This window comes from Campylobacter gracilis (assembly GCF_001190745.1).
In the GTDB taxonomy this organism is placed as follows: domain Bacteria; phylum Campylobacterota; class Campylobacteria; order Campylobacterales; family Campylobacteraceae; genus Campylobacter_B; species Campylobacter_B gracilis.
Window position 1 is genome coordinate 1,521,937 of record NZ_CP012196.1, and the last position, 15,731, is coordinate 1,537,667.

The following is a 15,731-nucleotide window of genomic DNA, read 5'->3' on the forward strand; positions in this document are numbered from 1 at the left end:
CGCAAACAGCGTCTGCGGGCAAGGATTTTGCAAAAAATGCAAGGGGATATTACTAAAATTTCACTTAATATTTGCTTTTTGCCCGAGCGAACTTAGCAGCATGCGCTGCAACCTCAAAAACGACGCGAGCAAAAGCTCATCCTTCGCCGCGTTCTTTTCGCTTTTGAGTTCAAATTCCAAATCGTTTAAGTGAGCGAAAATTTTATAAAACGTCCTCGTAGAAAAGCTAGTGGCGTAGCGCTGCATCTGTGCGGCCACGGAAGGGGGCGGCTGATAGCCTAAAACCGCCTTAAAATCAAATCTGCCGTTTATTTTTACGTAAGCATGAAGCCGAAAAATTCTATAAATCAGGCGGTAGAAATAATTTATCAGCTCCATCTCGTTATATCCGCCGCCCAGAGCCATTTTGTAAAAATCTACGCGAAAATCGCAAAGGCTGAAAATTTTATCGAAAAGCTCGTCGTAGCTCACCTCGCTAAGGCCATAAACCATTAAATTTACGTTTTGCAGGTTAAGCTCGAGCCCCAAACTTGCAAATTTTTCTATCTCGCTCGCGCTTAGGCTCAGGCTTTCGTTGTGGATGGCGTAGATCCTGCTAAGCGCGGCGGTGTTTGCAAAAAGCCCGCACATCTCGCATTTTTGCGCAAGCAGCGCTATGGCCTCATTCACGCCCGAGGGTTTGAAAAATCTCACTTCGTTTCGTTCAAATTCCTTGACAAAATCCGCGCTTACAGAAATTTCGCTATCGTTTAGCTCATAGATTAGATGGTTATTCGCGTCCGACTTACACAGCGCGATGAGCCTTCGTAGCTCCTCCTTTTTGATGAGCGAGGCGGTTTTGATGTGAAGCGTGTTGCTGCCGCCGAAAAGCGAGGGCTCCAAGAAGCTTCGCGCCTGCTCAAAATCATACTCCAAAAAATACAAACTCAAAAAATTTTCCGCGGCGTAAATTTGCTTCAGGCGCTGCGCGTAAAGCTCGTTTGAAAAATCGTCTCCACCGCGCAAAAGCACGAAATTCGGCACCCTGCCGCTTGCGATAAGCCCGTCAAATTCTTTCCTATACATCAGATCTTCTTTACCACCCTGCCTAAAATCACTCCGCTAGCGATGTTTGCATCCGTAAGCTCTACCAGCACGGGCGTTAAAATGTCGCCGGCGAAATTTGAAACGAAAATTTTAGCCCCCTTTAGCTTGTCGTCTAGCTTTGCGGTGACGGAATTTCCATTTTCGTCGATGTAGCAGCGGAATTTTTTGCCCAAATTTTCCGCGGCCCAGCGCGCAAATTTTCGGTCCATAAAATCAAACGCGACCTTGTCCGCCTCGCGCTCTAGCTCGTTTAGCCGCGCGCACGTCGCGTCGATGTTTAAAAGCAGGTAATTATAAAATTTCTCATCCCCCCTCATCTGCGCCTTTAGCAATCGGTGCAAAATGAGATCGGAATAGCGCCTGATCGGGCTTGTGAAGTGCGTGTAGTTATCAAATCCGAGCCCGAAATGCCCGCGCGATTCGGATCCGTACTCGGCGCGCTTTTGAGCCTTGATGATGAGCTTATCGACCTCCTCGCGGATCCCCATGGCATCGGCTTGCGCTTGGATTTCGCCGATCATTTTAGCAAGGTTGCTCTGATACGGCGCGTCGATGCCGAACAGCGCCAGATCGTCAAGCAGCGCGTAAATTTTTTTAAGCTCCGCCGAGCCGTGATTTCTAAAAACGCCCCGCTCGATGCGCGCCGCAGCGGCTTTGTTGGCTAGCAGCATACAATCCTCGATAAGTTTGTGCGACGGAGTGTCGGTCTCAAAGCGAGTGGAGCTTATTAGGCCGCGCTCATCAAGCGTGATGCGAAGCTCCTTGGTGCGGAAATCAAATCCGCGTTTTAGCCTCGCGCGGCGCAGGCGCTCGCAAATTTCATTAAGCGGCAAGAGCCAGCTTAAAATTTCAGGCTCGCTCGCTTTGCGGGTGCGTAAAATTTCATCGACCTCGTCGTAATCGTAGCGGCGTTTTGATCTTATAATCGCTTCGAAAAGCTCCTGCTTTTGCGGGTTTAAATTTTCATCCAAAGCGATTTTAAAAACAAAGGCCAGTCTCGGAAGATTCGGCATCAGCGAGCAGATGTTTTCGCTAAGCTCGCGCGGCAGCATCGGCACGGATCTGTGCGGAAAATAGATCGAAAAGCCGCGAAATTTCGCCTCCTTATCGATCGGCGAGTATTCGCTTACGTATTCGCTCACGTCGGCAATCGCGACGTAAAGCGTGCGCTCTTTTACGTCAAAATAGATCGCGTCGTCGAAGTCCTTGGCGTCGATGGGATCGATGGTGCAAAAGGGCAGATGCTGCAAATCTACGCGCTGCGGATACAGCGCCTCGTCCACTTCGCTGCCGAAGCTCGCGGCTTGCTGCTTGCACGCTTCGTTAAATTCGTCGTTTTTATCGTAGATCGCTAAAGAAATTTTCTCATCGACGAAGGGATCGGCTAAGCTTCCGATCACCTCGGTAATCTCATTTGTTAGATTATCGATCTTTAAAAGGGTATTTGCGGGCAGCTGCTTTAGCGATTTTTGCGTGGCTTTGAGCGGATTTGCGAGACCGGTTTTGACGTTCACGCCTAAAATTTCGCGCCCGAAGCTTTTAGTATAAACCACGCTCGTTAAAAATGCGGGTTTAACGCACATCAGCACCTTTGCGTGCAGGCGGGGCTTTCTTGAGCTTAAAATTTTTGCTAGGATCAGATCGCCCAGATGCACGCCGCTTAGATATCTGTTTTCGATGATGAGATCTGCCTTGAAGCGATCGTCGAAGCTTTGCAGATAGCCCGTGCCGTCGCGCGCGATGTCGAGCCTGCCGAAAACATAGCCGTCATTTAGATAGAGCTTGCCCTTGTGCGCGCTGATAGCGCCGATATTTAGGAGGTTGCGCACGAGCTCCTTTTGCTCGCCGCTAAGATCCTTTTCAAATACGCCCGAGTTAAAGGCGCGCAGGAACTCTTTCATATCGAAATTTCGCCTTTAGCCTCTAAAAACGCCTCCTGCTCGAAGCCGAACTCGACTAGTAAATTTAAAGCGTTGTCGATGCTAAGCTCGTCGAAGTGATGGTAGATATTGACCGCGGTTTTGGCGATCTTTAGCATCGCATAGCGAGATTTGTTCTCAAAAGGCACGTCGTCGGGAGCGTTTGAATACAGCTCGTCCTGCGCGATCTGCTCTAACCCGAAATGCGCAAATAGCGCGTGCGAAACGCTTTCGCGGTTCGTGCCGCAAAATTTCATCTCCACATCGGTAAAATCCTGCGGAAAGATCGAGCCCTTGATGGCATGGTAAAATTCCTCCGCCTTGCCCGCTGCGCACACCTGCTCGTCGATAAAAACTCGCCCGAACTCCACTAAAATCACGCTTGAAAGGATACTTTGCTCGATCTGCGGGTAGGATTTGATCCACGAAAACATAAGCAGATTTCGCAGCAGCGAGACCTGCGTGAGCTTTTCGCGATCGATGCGATACGCCTGCAGGCTCGGCTTTAGCATCTCGTCGAATATGGCAAATAGAAAAAACGCTCGCATCTGCTCGCGCCCGTAAAGCTCAAACGCTCGCTGTAAATTTCCAAACGGCTGCTGCAAATTTAGCGTCTTTAATGCCGCGGCGCCCTGCTCTTGTCCCTGCTCCTGCGCTCTTTCCCATTCTTGCTCCTGTTTTTGCTGCTGCGTTTGTATCTGCTCTCGTCCAGGCGCTCGTTCGGCTTGCGCGGAAATGCTTGAACCTAGCGCGCAATCGGCTTTCGCAGCGGCGTGCTGATTTTGCTGCTGCGTATCGCTTGCTGCTTGCGAGAGGTTAAATTTAAAATTCTCGTCGCTGCAGTTTGCGCCGTTTGCGTCATTTGAATGATTAAATTTAAGACTATCGCTCCGCCCCGCCAAGTCTGCGCCCTTTTGCTCGCTCGAGGTGCACTCGTTTTGCAGCCAATCGTTTGCGGCATCTTGTAAGTGGCATCCTATGGACTTCACAGGCTCCGTGCTTTGGAGATAGCACCGCCCGTTCGCGGCAGTAAAATTTTGCCTTGCAAGTCCTTCGGCGCTAAATTTAGACAAACCGCAAAAGGCTAAATCTAAAATTTTATCCGCAAGGGGGGCGTTTTTTGAAATTTGCAAAGCGAGCCTGACGTTCGAAACGTCCGCATCAAACGATGCTAAAATTTTTAAAATTTCATCGCTAAAGCCCGCGAGCGCGCCTATTTTTTGGGTTATAAATTTATTCATTTTCAAAAGCCGTTCAATTATAAATTTCGCACAATCATATCAAATTTTAACTCAAATTGCAAAGCAAAACGCCGCCGTTGCGTCTAAATTCCGCTTCAGCTCGCGAGGCTTTTAAGCGCTTTTTTTGCGTTTGAAAATCGCAGATCAACCCGCCCGTTTGTCGCGGCGATAAAAACAAAATTTCAAGCGCCATTTTATAAAATCTTAATCCCCTTTCGTATAGAATGCATCGAAATTCCGTTTATAAAGAGCTTGATTAAAACAGAAGTTTGAAGAGCCAAAAAGACTTAAAAACCGAAAATAACTTTAAGATACTCAAGCTAGTTTTTAAAATTCCATATAAATTCATCTACTTGAATTTATATGGAATTTAATGACGAGCTAAGATATAGAGCAATAAAATATTGCTACTAAAGAAGCTTTTTGGGCTTTACAAATTTGCATATGTATTTTTATAAGGGTTAGATATGCGCAGTATAGTATTTCTTTTCATAATACCCGCTTTTTTTACCATAAGCTTTTTTGTTGCCTTAATCGCCCCTAAAGGCAAACGCAAACGTTTTTGGCTTTTTGTTTGGTTTGTCGTATTTTTCGGTGACGGATTTATAGTTTCTGCCATATTTCACTGCTACGGATATCTATACGGCAAAATAAACGTCTATGAAAAGCCCGCTATAAGAGCATATTATGCCGGAGAAAAGAAATTTGATCTAGGATTTCCCAAAGCAAATCAATTCTCATCGCAAGATTATACTAAAGACATTGCTTTTACGATGTTGATAAATGGCGATTTGGACTATATAGATTATAGAGTTCAAGCGAAAGATAGTGCCAATAATGGTAAATTTTTTAGAATTTACGTAGATAACAATACTTCAAATAAATGCTTTATGTCGATAGATGAAGAACTAAAGGACTACTTGTCCGATAAAAAAATACCTTACTCTGAATTTAAACAACTTTACGACGAGTACCACTCAAAACCTGGCGAGTATAAAGAGATATATTATGATGCTTGGTTTGATAACGAAGAGAGAAAAAAGAGTTACCCGCAGCAACAAAGAATAGTAGTGGACAAAATAATAAAAATAGTGCAAGAACGATATAGAAGCCCAAACCCTATTAATATGAACGGCAAGGTATTTACATGGGACGACTATCAAATAAAACGGGTTATAGATAGGCTACAAGACGTAGATAAAAAAATGGAATACTACAAGCAAATTTATAAAGACAAATGCATAGCGCGCAAAGAAATCTCCAAAGATGAGATAGCGCCTACCGAGCTTATAGTGGAAGATCCATATCATCTCCTAGAACCAAAGCCTAATATAAAAACTATATTCGATAATATGCTGGGCATGGGATTTAACTACGGTGGAATCATAAAAGATATAAATACGGGCAAGATACTAGCCGACAATATATACATCTATGAGTCTTATCACACTTGGATATTGCAAGCTCTAGTGAGTGCTTTGGGTCCGCAATCTGGCGGTGAGTTTTGGATGTGTAACAAAAATGAAACTAATTCAATAGAAAAGTGTAATCAAAAGATGATAGAGGAATTCTTCAGAAAGGATAGAAAATGAGAAAATTTGAGGCACTAAAAATATATGCAGAGCTAGCATGGGCGGGGTATAGGGGATTGAACAATTAACAAGCTACGGTAAAAAAAGACTGCCATGGATTTTGGGTTTAACCGAGGGCTAATTCAGATCAAACAGATCCAAATATCAAATTTGCAAATTTAAATTTACTAATTGTGTGAATTTGTAAAGTAAGTTCAAATTTATAAATTCATAAAATTCAGTATCAGCGATACTTACCGAGTTTAAATTCGCAAGTTAAACTTTAAATTTGAAAGGAAAAATATGAAAAAATTATTTAAAATTTTATTTATAATATTTATTTTATTTACTTTGTGTCTTATTATTTCATTTGCTTATCAACTTTATAAAGACGACAAAAGGCATATTGCCGAATTAGAAGCTATGTTTGACAAATACGATAAAGTAAAATATTTGGAAAACAAGATAGATTTTAAAACAGCAACCGAGCATGAAAAAATTAATTTTTATATAAAAGATTTTCTAAAAAAAATTCACTATTTAGACAATTATCCAGCAAAAGATATAAAAAAGATGAAAAATATCCATAGAGATATAAATGACTTTGCTGAAACAAGATTTTATTTTTGCAATGGAGACAAATACCCTGATGACAAATGCGAATTTTTCAAGCTTGATAAAAGATTAAATTTAGAATATTTACTAAATTTAGGTTCTAAAATTTGTAATGCCGACACGCCTATGCAAAACGCACAAGAGATAATTGATAATGATGAAATTTTAAAAATAGAACCTTTTTATCCGTTCAATGAAAAATACATTATTGATGAAAATGGTAAATTTTTGGAAAATTTCGTTTATATTGGCGAAAATAAGCATATACTTTTTTCAGATTTTGTATTTATAAATAAAAAAGTCTTAAAATATCACGATACAAAAAACGACATAGTCATTGCATCAAATATTATGTTTTCTTGGCTTTTAGCAAATGCCATTGTCAATAACGAAATATCAGAATTTTGCGTTACCCATAATCTACTGACAACGAACAAAAAAAGATTTTTTGAAAAAACATATGGGAGAGAATATTATTTTAAATATATTCCTGCCAATAGACCTACACTCCAAAATATCGTTTTTAATGATTTTTCATATAATGGCGATTACTATTATAATGCGATTTTAGAGCAATACCAAACTTTAAAAAATAACAATTTCAATAAAAATCTAAATTTACAAGGAGACGGCAATGCCGAAAATTGATTTAAACGGTGATGGAGTAAAAACAATATCGAGAAAAAATAACAAAATATACTTCGACCTGGATAATAACAAATTCGCAGAAAATATCTCTTGGATAGATAAAAATGACGGAATTTTAATCAATAAAACCTTAATCACAAATAGCATAACAAACGGAAGCGAACTATTTGGAAATCATACTTTACTAAATGATAACTCGCTAACACCAAATAGATTTGAAGCGTTAAAAGAATTTGCAAATTTAAATTTACTAATTGTATGAATTTGTAAAGTAAGTTTAAATTTGTAAATTTAATAAATTCAGTATCAAACGATACTGACGAGATTTGAATTTTGCATTAAAATGTCGTTGCGAAACGGAGAAGCCGTTTATTAAGGCGAATTTGCAAATTCAAAACGCCTCATTGCTGGATTGTTTCGACCACTTCGTGGTCTCGCAATGACAAGGTTGTGGGCATTGTGGGAATTTAAATAAATTCTTGCAATAAGAGAAATTTTTTAAAAAGGATTAAAATGAGAGATTATGATAAAGCTCCACTCATCATTAAAAATAACTTTATAATGATAATGTATGGTTTTACATTTTTGCTTGTATGTAACACTATAATGATTTATATTGTATTTTTTACTGGTGTTGTCGATTGGAATAGTGGCGAGTTTTTTGAAATTTTAAAAAATGAAATGAGAAATCCAAGATTTAGCTTTATGGTTGTAGCATTTCCAATAGCCAATATTTGGGCTTTTATTGATTTCATTAGAAAATTTAGAAAACCCGAAAAAGTATATTTATATAATGATAAAGTTTATTGGGATAAACGAGATACAACAGTAGAAAAACAAAATATTGTTTTGGTTAGAAAAAGTATTTATCCTATGATTGGTAAGATACCAGATAACTCGGTTCAAAAAATTTTTGCACCATTTGGTTTTGTTATTGCGGGATTTTTTTTGATTTTATCAAATTTACTTGCTTGTTTAGCAAAATTAGTTGCTTTATTAATTAACAAAGATTATAAATTTATACTATTTTGCACCATAGTTTTTTATGACAATCAAAAAAATGCCGTAAATGTCTATTTAATGACAAAGCAAGATTATGAACAAGTAAATGAGTATTTATTGCAAAATTTTAATTTACAAATCGAAAATTTAGATAAAAACTACAAATTCTATAAATAGGAGAAAAAATCATGCCAGAAGATAACAATACTTCTAACAATTCAAGTCAAGGCGTTGCTTGGTATATCAAGCCCACTTCGGATACAATCGATTTCATAAAAGGAATTCCTGTAAATGTTTTAGCCGACCCTGATAATGTCAAGGTTTTTGATAGGCTCAATTAAACTTAAGCGGATTTTCTCTTATCAATTTCAACAGTTTCTGATATAAGTTTTCCTGTATAGTTTTAGTATTATATCTAAATTCACATTCTTTAAGATGAAGCAAGAAGTTCTCTTTCTTAATACCTTTAAATTTAGATAATCTATGTTTAGCATAGCCCCAGAAGTTTTCTATACCGTTTATATGATTTTTACCATTAGCAAATTCATTCTTTGAATGTTTTACTCTATAGTGAGCTTTAGCTCCGTAATCTACCAATCCGTCATAAGCTTTCCAGCAATCTGAATAGATAGTAGAGCTATCAAGCTCGCTAAATTGCGATAGTATCGGTATCAGTTCATTTGCAGAGCAGTTTTTAACTATCTGGGTATAAACTTTGCCGTCTCTTTTAAGCATTCCAAATACCGGCTGCTTTCCGCTTGCTCCTCTGCCTCTTTTACCTCTTACTCTTTTAGCTCCGAAGTAACTTTCGTCAATCTCTATTTCACCGCTAAATTTGCTTATATTTTCACATTCTTGAGAGATCAAAACTCTAATGCTTTTTAGAATCTTATTAATGGAAATTCTAGAAATCCCGGTTAAATTTGCTATTTTAGTAGCCTCTATATCCTCTGCAAAATACTTTAAAATTTCTCTAAATTTCTTCTGCGAAATTCGGGAACGATAGATATACTTGTTTTTCATGCTTCTCATCATATCTTGCTACTCCCTTGCGTGAGCTTAAGTTAAAGAGAGCCAATTTAAAAACGCTTGCTAACGTATTCTTTGGAGCTGTCACACCATTAGTATGGCTATTTGATATTAATTTCTTTAACAGTATTCTGGCCCCTTCGAATGTTATTTCGTCGGCATTGCCTAGAGCCTTAATTAGCTTGCCGCCTTGCGTATAATGATAGTGCCTGTGTGTTTTAACCGTTCCGTCTCTAGATAGCGAGCTATAAAATTTAACGGCTATGAAATCGTCTAAAACTTCGACCATAGTGCGCTTATATTGCGGCAAGATAAAATTCCTGACTACTTTATCAGGATCTGATTTAAAAATTGGATTATCCTTAATTTTGGTAAAAACTTCTGTCATCTTTCTTCCTTTATATAGTAATTTTAGGCAGATTATAGAATTTCCTCAAAGGATTAACAAGGCGGGGGCGTAGAAAAAGCTACTATACAATTTTTTAATATACAGTAGTTTTTCTTAAAATATATGTGTGAATCGATGATTTTAAGTATTAAGAATTTTTTAAGAGTAATTTCAAAATTCCCAAAAATAGGGTTTAAAAAATTATTTAAAAATTCAAAAAAACTAAAAAATATGGAAAATTTTGATAGATGGTGCGACCGACGAGATTTGAACTCGTACACCTTGCGGCACTACCCCCTCAAGATAGCGTGTCTACCAATTCCACCACGGTCGCATAAATTTTTAAAGCTTGATCTTAAGCCTTGAATTATATAAGTTTAAAGCCCGATTTCTCGGGCTTAGGATTATTTTGCGGCAGCCGCAAGACCTTCTGTTACGAAAGGGTTTGCAAAAAGCAAGATGAAAGCAATAACTAGCGCGTAGATAACCTGCGCTTCGATCATCGCAAGCGAAATATACATCGTAGTCGATAGTTTGCTAGCTACGCTCGGATTTCTAGCGATGCCGTTAAGCGTCGCACTAGCGGCATTTCCCATACCTAATGCGCCACCCAAAGCAGCTAGACCCAAAACGACCGCAACGGTAATTGCAGAAAAAGAAACAATCTGAGTGTAAGCGCTTAGCTGCTCGCTAGCGAAAGCCGCGCCGCAAAGCGCAAATAACAATACAAGAACTTTTTTCATAAAAGTCTCCATAAATAAATTTTAAAACGAGTTTCGGCTCAATACCCCCTACTCCAACGTTTTAAGTGTGAAATATTATTAAAATTTTGCTTTTGATTTGTTTAATCTGGCGGAATTTGCGTTAAATTTAACAAATCCCACCGTGCACGCCGACATCTTAGTGTTTAGCGTCCAGATATGTATTTAGCGCTGCAACGTAGGCCTTTGCAGATGCTAGCATCGTATCTACGTCAAGTCCTCTGCCGATGATGGCACCCTCACCCGCAAATTCCACCTTGACGGTTACTTTCGCCAGCGCGTCTTTACCCTGTGAGACCGCCTTTACTTGATAATCCTTCAGGCTACCGCTAATGCCGCTGATACGGTCTATCGCCTTAAATATCGCATCCACGCCGCCGTTTCCAAGCGCGCTATCGCTTAAAATTTCATCCTTATATCTTAGCGTAAGCGCGGTGCTAGCGTGTCCTTTGTTGCAGCTATTGGAGCTTAAAACCAGCACTTCGTAGGTCTTTTCGGCTCCCACGAACTCGTCGTTTACGAGCTCTCTAATATCCTCGTCGAAAACGTCCTTTTTGCTATCTGCGAGCGCTTTAAATTTATTAAACGCGATCTCAATCTGCTCGTTGCTAAGCTCATAGCCTAAAGATACCAGCTTGTCTTTAAAGGCGTGACGTCCGCTGTGTTTGCCCAGTACGAGCGAGTTTTTATCAAGCCCGATATCCTCGGCGTGCATGATCTCGTAGGTTTCTTTGTGTTTTAGCACGCCGTCTTGGTGGATGCCGCTTTCATGCGCGAAGGCGTTTTTGCCCACGATCGCTTTATTAGGCTGCGGCTCGATACCGGTAATGCTCGCGACTAGGCGGCTGGATGGATAAATTTCTTTCAAATTTATATCAGTATAAAGCGGTGCAAATTTATCTTTGCGCGTCTTTATCGCCATTACGATCTCCTCCAGCGCCGCGTTGCCCGCGCGCTCGCCGATACCGTTTATCGTGCACTCGACCTGTCTGGCTCCTGCCAAGATAGCGGCTAAGGAATTTACGGTAGCCATTCCCAAGTCGTTGTGATTGTGCACCGAAACTACGGCGCGCTCGCCGATAAGCTTAACGATCTCGCCTATGCGCGCAGTGATCTCATCCGGATAGAGATAGCCTACCGTATCGGGGATATTTATGGTGGAGGCTCCGGCGTTTATCGCGGCGTCGCAGATCTCTTTTAAAAAACCCATATCGCTTCTGCACGCATCCTCACAGCTAAACTCCACGTCATCGCATAGGCTTTTGGCGTATTGTACAGACTCTACGGCGCGCTTTATGACCTCTTGCGGCTGCATTTTGAGTTTAAATTCCATATGGATGGGGCTTGTGGCGATGAAGGTGTGGATGCGCCCGAGCTTCGCGCCCTTTATCGCTTCGCCCGCAGCCTTGATGTCTTTTTCTAAAGCGCGCGCAAGCGAACAGACGCGAGCCTTACTAACAGCGCTCGCGATCTTTTCTATCGCGTCAAAGTCCCCCGGGCTCGCCGCCGCAAAACCCGCCTCGATAACATCTACGCCCAGCTTTTCAAGCTGCAACGCAAGATGGATCTTCTCGTCCGTATTCATCGACGCTCCGGGGCTTTGCTCGCCGTCACGAAGCGTCGTATCGAAGATTATGATTTTATTTTTGTCCATTGCCTGTCCTTTCAAATTGTTAAAATTTGGCGAAATTATAGCCGCGCAAGCTTAAAACAATCGCGGCGATAAACATATTTGAGATTATTTCGCCGTTTCCTCGGGTTTGTCTTTTTTATGAAATTTAGCCGCGCTTAAATTTAAAGCTCCGCGAACCAAACCGTAAACGATATAAACCAAAGTGAGCACCGCCGGAAATTCCAGCCTGAAAAGATATAAAAGTGAGAAAAATACGACTATTAGAAGCACTAAAATTTTAATCGCGTTGGGGCGCTTTAGGCTGATCTTTTTGAAGCTCGGAAAGCGTATGTTGCTTACCATCAAAAACGATAGCGCCGCCATTGCGATGATCAAAAATACGCCAAAACCCTTAGAAAGGTCATATTTTAGATAAATTCCGATCCAAAATGCCATCGTAATCGCCGCCGTTGGTATCGGCAGCCCGATAAAAACGCTAGGCTCGTAGGTGCCCGTAGTGACGTTGAATCGCGCCAGTCTAATCGCGCCGAAAACCACGTAAAGTGCTGCTACGAGCGAGCCGACCTTGCCGTAATCGTGCCCGACCGCGCAGTAAAATAGCAGCGCCGGCGCTACGCCGAAAGCCACAATATCCGCAAGGCTATCGAACTCCACGCCGAATTTCGACGTCGCATGTGTTAGCCTCGCTACGCGGCCGTCGAGTCCGTCGCAGATCAAGGATAATATGATATAAAAGATCGCGGCGCTGAAATTGCCTTTGATCGTAGAAATTATGCTGATAACCGCCAAAAATATGCTTGCCGCCGTGAAAAAATTCGGCAATATGTAGATTAATTTTCCCTTTTCCTCTTCCATCTCTTACTCTTTAAATTTTATTTTTGCACCGCTTTTCATTCGGTACCGCGGATTGCGCGTAAAGCATTTTAGCGCGACCTTCTTAAAATTTAGCGCTAAGTTCTTGCCCTGCGCGAGGCTTTAAATTTAAGCCTCGCTCTTTGCGCTTTCGATATCATCGTTAGCGCCTAAATTTCGCACCAGACGGGTAGGCATGCCGTTATCTTTTTCAAATTTAGAGATGATCTCTACGATCTGCTCTCCAGAGACCGTCTCCTTCTCATACAGCGCCTTCACCATCTCCTCGATCGCCGGAGCATAGGTCCTTAGCGTCTCTTTTACCGCCGCGTAGCGCTCATCCAGCGTCTTGCGGACATATTCGTCGATCTTAACCGCCGTTACCTCGCTGTAATCCTTGATGCTTTGTCCGCCGTTTAGGAAGGAATACTGCTGTTTTTCGAGCACCGCAAGCCCGAGCGCCTCGGTCATTCCGACCTGAGTAGCCATAAATTTAAGCATATCGGTAGCGCGCTGCAAATCGTTGCCCGCTCCGTCGGTGATCTCGCCTAAAAACACATCCTCCGCCGCGCGCCCCGCCAAAAATGTATCGATCTCGGCAAAAATTTCATGGCGCTGGTGCAGATATCTATTTTCAAACGGAGAATTTAGCGTATAGCCCGCGGCGCTCAATCCGCGCGGTACGATAGTTACTTTAGATACCGGCATCGCGCCTTTGGTAAGCTCGGCGATGAGCGCATGACCACTTTCGTGGTAGGCGACGATCCGCTTTTCGATCGGACTTACGCGGCGCGATTTTTTAGCCAGTCCGATACCGACACGCTCGATCGCTTCGAGCAGGTCTTTTTGCTCGACCTCCGCCTTTGCCTCGCGACCCGCTAAAAGCGCGGCTTCGTTTATGATATTTGCAAGATCGGCTCCCGCAAAACCCACGGTAAGGCGCGCGATCTCTTCGATATCGATATCGCGAGCAAATTTAACGTCGCGCATATGCACCTTTAAAATCGCCATTCTGCCGTCAAAATCAGGTCTATCGACCAAAACCTGCCTATCGAATCTGCCTGGACGCAGAAGCGCCGCATCCAGCGTCTCCGGGCGGTTGGTAGCTGCAAGGACGATTACCGGGCTTGATTCCGAGCCGAAGCCGTCCATCTCGGCAAGCAGCTGATTTAGCGTCTGTTCGCGCTCGTCGTTACCGCCGCCGATACCGCCTGCGGTTCTGCTTTTGCCGATCGCGTCGATCTCGTCGATGAAAACGATCGCCGGAGCCTGCTTTTTAGCGTTATCAAATAGATCGCGCACCCTGCTAGCGCCCACGCCTACAAACATCTCGATGAAGCTGGAGCCCGATACCGAAAAAAACGGTACGTCCGCTTCGCCCGCAACCGCCTTGGCTAGCAGCGTCTTACCCGTGCCTGGAGGCCCCACCAAAAGAACGCCTTTTGGAATTTTAGCCCCGAGGCTGATATATCGCTCCGGATTTTTTAAGAAATCTACGATCTCTTTAACCTCCTCTTTCGCCTCTTCGACGCCAGCGACATCGCTAAATTTAACCTTCGGCTTTTCGGCGCTTACTAGGTTTTTAGAGCTTCCAATGCCGAGCACGCCGCCGCCCATATTGCGCTGCATGCGGTTGGCTAAAAACATCCAAATTCCAAAGAAAATCACGAGCGGCAAGACCCAGCTAAAGAGCAGATCGGTCAAAAAGTTACTCTCATTATACGCGCCGTATGGAATTTTGCGCGATTCTAAAATTTGAACTAGCTCGGGATCATCCACGCGCTTGGCGGTGTAGATTACGTTGCCTACTTGCGCTTTAATCGTGGAACTTCCAATGGAAACCATACTTACTTGGGAGTTTTTGATTTGCGATTTTAGCTCGGAGTAAGTTACGTTTCTACTCTCGCCTGAAACGGAGCCTAGCACTCCGCCGCTATCAAATCCGCCGCTTGGGGATATCGCTTTAAACACGACTATCAAAATAAGCGCAAAAATTATAAAAACGCCGATCGGATTTTTATTAAAAAAATTGTTTCCGCCGCCGTTTTGAGGGGGTTGATTATTTGGGTTGTTATTCATATTTTCCTTTCATAAACGAAGCTAAGCCATTCGTTTTGCTTTTTCATCTGCACGAAATCTAGATCCGAAAAGGCCCGCTCGATCCTATCTTTATATTTTTCTAAAATTCCAGACAGCACGAGCTTGCCGCCCGGTTTTAGCGCTTTTTTTAGATCCACGCTTAGGATCAAAATCACATCGGCGATTATATTTGCGACGACGAGATCAAACTGCGGCTGCGCGGCTGCGCTTGAGCCTCGCTCGTTTAGGCTTGAAACGCTGCCGAGCCAAATTTGATCGATCTGTACGCCGTTTTTCTCGGCGTTTTGCTGCGTGGCTGCCACCGCCTGCTCGTCGGTATCGCAGGCGCTTACCTTTGCGCCCAGTTTTTTCATCGCGATACTTAAAATTCCGCTGCCGCAGCCCACGTCAAGCGCGCTCATGCCATCGCGAGCGAGCTCGCTAAGTAGCGCCAGGCACATATTGGTGCTTTCGTGATGACCTGAACCAAACGCCAGCGCAGGATCGATCAGCAGATCGATTAGCGCGCAATCTTGCGATCTTTCGCACCAGCTCGGACGGACGTAAAATTTGCCGACCGCCACGGGCGCGACGCCTTTTTTATACTGCTCGATCCAATCGACATTAGGCTTTTTTGAAATTTCGATCTGCAGATCGGCGTCTAAATTGAGAGATCGCGCGAGCGCCTTTTTAAACTCTTCAAACGCAAATTTTAAATTTTGCGGATCCTCTTCGTCGCGGATTATGAAACGCTCGCCGCGTTCTTCGACGCAGGTAACGCCGAGTTCAAACGCAAAGTTTTTAAAAAGCTCGCTTGCATTCGCGCTTTTTACGATCATCTCATAAAAAAAATCTTTCATCGCCTCACATCGCCTTTAAATTTTAAAATTTGCATATTACTAAAATT

Annotated in this window: 15 protein-coding genes and 1 tRNA gene; 5 read left to right on the forward strand and 11 right to left on the reverse strand. The window is 42.6% G+C overall.

The features are described 5' to 3' along the window. Positions 1-60: 60 nt before the first annotated feature. The 3 genes from CGRAC_RS07560 to CGRAC_RS07570 are packed head-to-tail and all read right to left on the reverse strand — an operon-like array spanning position 61 to position 4,246. Positions 61-1,065: a DNA polymerase III subunit delta gene (locus tag CGRAC_RS07560; RefSeq protein WP_005873268.1), complete on the reverse strand. Its 1,005-nt coding sequence runs from the start codon at positions 1,063-1,065 to the stop codon at positions 61-63. Next, positions 1,065-2,987 carry an RNB domain-containing ribonuclease gene (locus tag CGRAC_RS07565; RefSeq protein WP_005873269.1) on the reverse strand — a complete coding sequence of 641 codons (1,923 nt, stop codon included), beginning with the start codon at positions 2,985-2,987 and terminating at the stop codon, positions 1,065-1,067. The genes CGRAC_RS07560 and CGRAC_RS07565 overlap by 1 nt, the downstream gene beginning before the upstream one ends. Then, positions 2,984-4,246 (reverse strand): hypothetical protein, encoded by a 1,263-nt coding sequence (locus CGRAC_RS07570; protein WP_005873270.1) that lies wholly within the window; start codon positions 4,244-4,246, stop codon positions 2,984-2,986. Before CGRAC_RS07570 ends, CGRAC_RS07565 begins: the two co-directional genes overlap by 4 nt. 467 nt (positions 4,247-4,713) lie before the next feature. On the opposite strand from CGRAC_RS07570, the gene CGRAC_RS07575 reads away from it, so the two are divergent. The 5 genes from CGRAC_RS07575 (at position 4,714) to CGRAC_RS11975 (ending at position 8,423) form a co-directional block, all read left to right on the forward strand. Beyond that, entirely contained in the window at positions 4,714-5,838 is a 1,125-nt protein-coding gene (locus tag CGRAC_RS07575) for a hypothetical protein (RefSeq protein ID WP_005873272.1), read from the forward strand. Between the two features lie 282 nt (positions 5,839-6,120). After that, complete coding sequence (locus CGRAC_RS07580) at positions 6,121-7,080, forward strand: hypothetical protein (RefSeq protein ID WP_005873273.1); 960 nt, start codon at positions 6,121-6,123, stop codon at positions 7,078-7,080. Then, positions 7,067-7,342: an FHA domain-containing protein gene (locus CGRAC_RS07585; protein WP_005873274.1), complete on the forward strand. Its 276-nt coding sequence runs from the start codon at positions 7,067-7,069 to the stop codon at positions 7,340-7,342. The genes CGRAC_RS07580 and CGRAC_RS07585 overlap by 14 nt, the downstream gene beginning before the upstream one ends. A gap of 251 nt (positions 7,343-7,593) precedes the next feature. Next, positions 7,594-8,259: a hypothetical protein gene (locus tag CGRAC_RS12235; RefSeq protein WP_005873276.1), complete on the forward strand. Its 666-nt coding sequence runs from the start codon at positions 7,594-7,596 to the stop codon at positions 8,257-8,259. A gap of 11 nt (positions 8,260-8,270) precedes the next feature. Then, a complete protein-coding gene (locus CGRAC_RS11975) occupies positions 8,271-8,423 on the forward strand; it encodes a hypothetical protein (protein WP_005873277.1) in 153 nt (50 codons plus the stop codon). Here CGRAC_RS11975 and CGRAC_RS07595 read toward each other — a convergent pair. The 8 genes from CGRAC_RS07595 to CGRAC_RS07630 all read right to left on the reverse strand — a co-directional run bounded on the left by CGRAC_RS07595 (position 8,416) and on the right by CGRAC_RS07630 (position 15,684). Beyond that, on the reverse strand, positions 8,416-9,117 hold the full coding sequence (locus CGRAC_RS07595) for an IS1595-like element ISCagr1 family transposase (RefSeq protein ID WP_005873278.1): 702 nt from the start codon (positions 9,115-9,117) through the stop codon (positions 8,416-8,418). The two genes, CGRAC_RS11975 and CGRAC_RS07595, sit on opposite strands and share 8 nt — an antisense overlap. Further along, entirely contained in the window at positions 9,056-9,499 is a 444-nt protein-coding gene (locus tag CGRAC_RS07600) for a hypothetical protein (RefSeq protein WP_040304487.1), read from the reverse strand. The genes CGRAC_RS07595 and CGRAC_RS07600 overlap by 62 nt, the downstream gene beginning before the upstream one ends. A 249-nt stretch (positions 9,500-9,748) precedes the next feature. Further along, a tRNA-Leu gene (locus CGRAC_RS07605) sits at positions 9,749-9,833 on the reverse strand. A gap of 70 nt (positions 9,834-9,903) precedes the next feature. Then, positions 9,904-10,242, reverse strand: a complete 339-nt coding sequence (gene atpE, locus CGRAC_RS07610; RefSeq protein ID WP_005873279.1) for an ATP synthase F0 subunit C — start codon at positions 10,240-10,242, stop codon at positions 9,904-9,906. 157 nt (positions 10,243-10,399) lie between these two features. Beyond that, positions 10,400-11,914 (reverse strand): 2-isopropylmalate synthase, encoded by a 1,515-nt coding sequence (locus CGRAC_RS07615; protein ID WP_005873280.1) that lies wholly within the window; start codon positions 11,912-11,914, stop codon positions 10,400-10,402. A gap of 84 nt (positions 11,915-11,998) precedes the next feature. Further along, entirely contained in the window at positions 11,999-12,748 is a 750-nt protein-coding gene (gene pssA / locus CGRAC_RS07620) for a CDP-diacylglycerol--serine O-phosphatidyltransferase (protein WP_005873281.1), read from the reverse strand. A 126-nt stretch (positions 12,749-12,874) separates the two neighbouring features. Continuing rightward, the gene (gene ftsH, locus CGRAC_RS07625; protein ID WP_005873282.1) at positions 12,875-14,824 is read right to left on the reverse strand and encodes an ATP-dependent zinc metalloprotease FtsH; all 1,950 of its coding nucleotides are present in this window, start codon (positions 14,822-14,824) and stop codon (positions 12,875-12,877) included. Continuing rightward, a complete protein-coding gene (locus CGRAC_RS07630; protein WP_005873283.1) occupies positions 14,821-15,684 on the reverse strand; it encodes a 50S ribosomal protein L11 methyltransferase in 864 nt (287 codons plus the stop codon). The genes ftsH and CGRAC_RS07630 overlap by 4 nt, the downstream gene beginning before the upstream one ends. Between the last annotated feature and the right edge of the window lie 47 nt (positions 15,685-15,731).